Below are 4,681 nucleotides of genomic sequence, written 5' to 3'. Positions count from 1 at the left end.
GGTCCAGACGAACGGCTTCGGGTCGTCGTTATGCACGCGCAGGTACTCCTCGATGGCGGCGACGAGGTCGTCGACGCTGCGGAACACGCCACGGCGGATCATCTTCTCGGTCAGGTCGGCGAACCAGCGCTCAACCAGGTTGAGCCAGGACGAGCTGGTCGGGGTGAAGTGCAGGTGGAAACGCGGGTGCTTGGCCAGCCATGCCTTGACGTTGGGGTGGGTGTGGGTGCCGTAGTTGTCGACGATCAGGTGGATCTGCAGCTTGCGGGGCACCGTGGTGTCGATCGTGCGCAGGAACCGCAGGAACTCGTCGTGCCGGTGCCGGGCGAAGCACTTGCCGATCACCTTGCCGGTCAGCACGTCCAACGCGGCGGACAGGGTCGTGGTGCCGTGGCGCTTGTAGTCGTGGGTCATCGTGCCGGCCCGGCCAGGCTTGAGCGGCAGGCTCGGCTGGGTCCGGTCCAAGGCCTGGATCTGCGACTTCTCGTCCATGCACAAGACCACCGCCTTGTCCGGCGGGTTCAGGTACAAACCGACGACGTCGACGAGCTTCTCCTCGAACCGCCTGTCGTTGGACAGCTTGAACGTCTCCACCAGGTGCGGCTTGAGCCCTCGGGCGTCCCACACCCGCTGCACCGTCGCCGGACTCACACCGACCTTCGCCGCCATCGACCGGCAAGACCAGTGCGTCGCCCCCTCCGGCTTCGAGTGCAGCGTCAACTCCACAATCCGGTCGATCGTCTCCTGCGGAATCGACGCCCTACGGCCACGACCCGGCGCGACCCTGCCCAGATCGGCCAGCCCACGCTCGGCGAACTCCGACCGCCACGCCCGCACCGTCACCCGGGTCACCCCAGCCAGCACCGCATTGTCGGCGTTGGACATCCCGTCCGCGGCCCGCAGCAGCACCTGCGCCCGCTGCACCAGCCGATGCTCGACCGTACGCGACTTGGCAAGAGACTCCAGCAGTTCCCGCTGGCCGGGTTCGAGCACCAGTGGTGCGGCAGAACGTGTCACGTCCAGAGCCTACTAAAACGGCTAGCTATTTGCGAGACACAACACTAGCGCCCGAGGTCCGAATCGATCCAGAGAGAAGAACACGGAGGCAATGCTGAGCTGGCTCCACACCGAGATGGCCGGCCTTCTGCCGATCAGACGATTTTCGCGATGCCGTGGTGAGCGCATGAAACGCCGAACGGCGGCCCGCTGAACCAGTCGGGCCGCCGTTCGCAGAGTGTGGATCAAAGCGGGCGGATGTTCTCCGCCTGCGGGCCCTTCTGGCCTTGGGTGATGTCGAACTCCACCTTCTGATTCTCGTCGAGGCTGCGGAAGCCGCTCGCCGAGATCGCGGAGAAGTGGGCGAAGACGTCGGCGCCGCCGTCGTCCGGGCTGATGAAGCCAAAGCCCTTGTCGGCGTTGAACCACTTCACGGTACCTGTAGTCATGTCTGCTCCTTCGCAGGCTGTTAGAGACCGCACTGCGCGGACCCTTACGCCGCCGCGTTGATCACCCGCGTCGAAACGACACGAAAAACGAAAAGCGCCTGGATGGGTTTCAGATGCCCCACCAGGCGCCGGAAGACGTCTACGGAAATCAAAACTGCAACTCGGCTACCGTAGCACATGATCCGTCGTCGATCCCATGGCGGTGAGTGGACCTGGTCACTCGTCTGCTTGCCACACCGCGTGGACGGCACGTTGACCGGGTTCACGATGGGCTAGTTGCAAGACCGGGAAGTGGCAGCGACACCGAGAATCGGCAGGTCGCGCCTGATGTGGCGTGAATTCTAGTCGGGCGCCGTCAGGACGACCGGCCACGATGTCCGTCCACAGGGCTCGATTACTCGGCGTGGGCACCAGCGGAAGCGCTGTCCGGCTCCGAGGCGGGACGGGGGCAGGTGGGCGGATCGGCCGGCTCGCCCAGTGGTCTCGGTGGAGAACCTTGGTGTGGTTCGCGTCGTGCCCGACGCTGGTGGCCGTGCGGGGCGGCTGGCATACCGCGCAATGGCGAGCACTGAAGGGTCGAGAGACGCCGAATACAATACCGCCGTACGGTGGCTGGCCTGCGTAAGAGCTATCCGGCCCCGAGGTAGTCAGCCTGACGACATGATGTTGAATCGCACCCCGGATCCCGGACGTCCGCCGTGTTGCCCAGGCCGTGTGCCCACGGATGCACTCACATCGGCTACTTATCTACTGGTGGCACGACCGCAGCCCGGCCAGGCTTGGTCGAGGTGACCGGTGGGGTCGCTCTCACATCGGCTGCCCACCACTGTTTGGTGTGGCTCTCTCGTGGCATGCGTCCTGCCGGTCACCGTGGCGCGGAGAGGCTCAAGAGGGGTCTGCCCAGCTCGAAGTAGCGCTGCCCTCCTCGCCGGATTCAGCCCCGGTCTGATCGAGGAGGACGAGCGTGGGACAGGTCATCATCGGTATGGATCCGCATAAGCGGTCCGCGACCATCGAAATCATCAACAATCGCGAGAAGATCCTTGCCCAAGGCCGGTTCACCACCGACCGCGACGGATACCGGACGATGCTGAACCTCGGCCGTCAGCACAAGGACCGGATCTGGGCGGTGGAGGGCTGCAACGGCATCGGCCGGCACATCGCCCAGCGGCTCGTCGCCGACGGCGAGATCGTGGTGGACGTGCCGGCGAAACTGTCCGCGCGTGCCCGGGTGTTCGACACCGGTCAGGGCCGTAAGACCGACCCGGTCGACGCCCACAGCGTCGCCGTCGCAGCCCTGCGCGCCAAGGGTTTGCGGCAGGTCACCATCGACGATGTGACCGTTGCGTTGAGGTTGCTGGTCGACCGCCGCGACGGTCTTGGTCACGCCCGCACCGACCTGCTCAACCGCATTCACAGGCTTCTGCTGGAACTGCTGCCCGGTGGGGCGAAGAAGTTCCTGTCCGCTCCGCAGGCCCGCGCCCTGCTGAATACCATCCGGCCCCGTGATCTAGTCGGGCGGACCCGTCGCCGGCTCGCGTCGGAGCTGATCAGTGAACTGGTCCAGCTCGACAAGAGGATCAAGGCCGCGGACAAGGAACTGACCGAGCTCGTCGAGACCACCGGCAGCAGCCTGCAGGACCTCAACGGCATCGGCCCCTCCGGCGCCGCCCGCCTGATCGGTGACGTCGCGGACATCAGCCGCTTCGTCAGCCGGGGACACTTCGCGTCTTGGAACGGCACCGCACCGCTGGATGCCTCGTCCGGTGACCAGCAACGCCACCGCCTGTCCCGGGCCGGGAACCGGCGCATCAACCGCGTCCTGCACATCATGGCCGTCGTCCAACTGCGCCACGACACCGAAGGCCGCGCCTACTACCGGCGCAAACTCGCCGCGGGCAAGACGCCGATGGAGGCCATGCGCGCGCTCAAACGACGGCTGTCCGACATCGTCTACAAGCAGATGGTCAAAGATGCCACGAAGGCAAGGACGGGCCCGGGAGGACACGTGGGGACGACTCTTCAATCCAGCGCGGCCGATCAAATCCCCATGATCGACACTTCGGAACAGTCACTTCCCGGACCCGCCGACACCCAGCTTAGAACACCACTCCCTCGCCGCCTCTTGATGGCATGAAGGCGGGGCGACGGCATGGACGAACGCTACGACCTGATGGAAAACCCCTACCTCTGCTCACCCGTCCTACCAGCAGAACGAGCCGCACTGGAACCAGTCCTGACAGCCGTACACCGCACCTGTGAGCAGGTCCTGCGCCCGGCCTGGGACGCGCTGGGCCCGGCAGTGCGCAGCTACCTCCTGTGCGCTGTCCGGTACTGGCACGACCATCAAACCGGAGTAGAACAGAACGACGAGACACGCGCCGTCGTCCAGTACTGCCTGCCAAACGTTAGAGATCGTTTCTTCGATCCCGCCTGGCACTTCTACCCCGACCTCGTCGTCCTCGCCGCTATCGACACCTACCGCACCGCGTTCGACACCACCCCCAACTCCGGCTGGGAGGGATGCCGGGAAGTGGCGTTGACGTCCGGACCCTGGTGGCCCTTCGCAGAGGTTGCCGTGATGACCGAACGAGTGACCACCCAGCACATCGACGAGCCAGAGCCGCCGACGCGTCGATGACCAGAACGCCGAACCTGGCAACGGGAGTCATTACTGGAATCGGAAGGCGGTGGCCCGGTTGATGCGCCTGGCTGGCATTGAGGGCGCCCACCGGCGTCGGCAAGCCAAGACGCCAGGCGGGGCGGACCGCTGCGCTGTGCTGATCGGCTCGACCGGCTAGGGCAAGACAACTTCGTTGAAACACCCTGGCAGGCCGCGCGGCAGAGCAAGGCGCGATACCAGTTCTGCTCAACGCCGCCGGCCACACCACGGGCACGCGGTCGCGTCGGATCCGCTTCGCCGTCGAATCCGTACTCGGATGCCCGCTCCCAGCGGTGGAGGATAGACCAACACGGAGGCCGGGAACCGCGCAACGGGCACGTCCCCGGCCTCCGCATTGAGCAACGGGTCTTCAGCTCAGAGCAGGCCGCCGGTGAGGCCCCCCAGGAGATCACCGTCCGCGCTGGCATACGCGTCGCCGTGTACGTCGGCGTCACCCGTGACGGTGCCGACGGCCTGCACGGTGCCGCCGAGGTCGCCGGAGACGCCGCCGGCGCTGAATCCGCCGATGGTGCTGTCGAGGGTGCCTCCGACGAGACCGGTGGCACCGTACGCG

Annotated in this window: 5 protein-coding genes; 2 read left to right on the top strand and 3 right to left on the bottom strand. The window is 66.0% G+C overall.

Going from position 1 to position 4,681, the window contains the following annotated elements; translation table 11 throughout:
• Positions 1-1,017 (bottom strand): IS630 family transposase (locus tag JNW89_RS28130; RefSeq protein WP_238451377.1); only part of this gene is annotated, 1,017 nt, incomplete at its 3' end.
• 224 nt (positions 1,018-1,241) lie between these two features.
• A complete protein-coding gene (locus JNW89_RS28125) occupies positions 1,242-1,445 on the bottom strand; it encodes a cold-shock protein (RefSeq protein WP_013283833.1) in 204 nt (67 codons plus the stop codon).
• A 964-nt stretch (positions 1,446-2,409) separates the two neighbouring features.
• Between JNW89_RS28125 and JNW89_RS28120 the strand changes: the two genes are divergently transcribed.
• Both JNW89_RS28120 and JNW89_RS28115 read left to right on the top strand, forming a co-directional pair.
• Positions 2,410-3,582, top strand: a complete 1,173-nt coding sequence (locus JNW89_RS28120) for an IS110 family transposase (protein WP_238451376.1) — start codon at positions 2,410-2,412, stop codon at positions 3,580-3,582.
• Positions 3,583-3,597: 15 nt separating this feature from the next.
• Complete coding sequence (locus JNW89_RS28115) at positions 3,598-4,086, top strand: DUF6745 domain-containing protein (protein ID WP_238451374.1); 489 nt, start codon at positions 3,598-3,600, stop codon at positions 4,084-4,086.
• A 396-nt stretch (positions 4,087-4,482) separates the two neighbouring features.
• Here JNW89_RS28115 and JNW89_RS28110 read toward each other — a convergent pair.
• A partial coding sequence (locus JNW89_RS28110) for a hypothetical protein (protein ID WP_238451372.1) occupies positions 4,483-4,681 on the bottom strand: 199 nt, incomplete at its 5' end.

This window comes from Micromonospora sp. 4G55, from assembly GCF_016803375.1.
This window is presented reverse-complemented; position numbering and strand designations above follow the sequence as displayed.

Excerpts from the sequence above, each read along its gene's own strand:
- JNW89_RS28115 (WP_238451374.1), top strand. The coding sequence starts at position 3,598 with ATGGACGAACGCTACGACCTGATGGAAAACCCCTACCTCTGCTCACCC.
- JNW89_RS28125 (WP_013283833.1), bottom strand. The coding sequence starts at position 1,445 with ATGACTACAGGTACCGTGAAGTGGTTCAACGCCGACAAGGGCTTTGGC.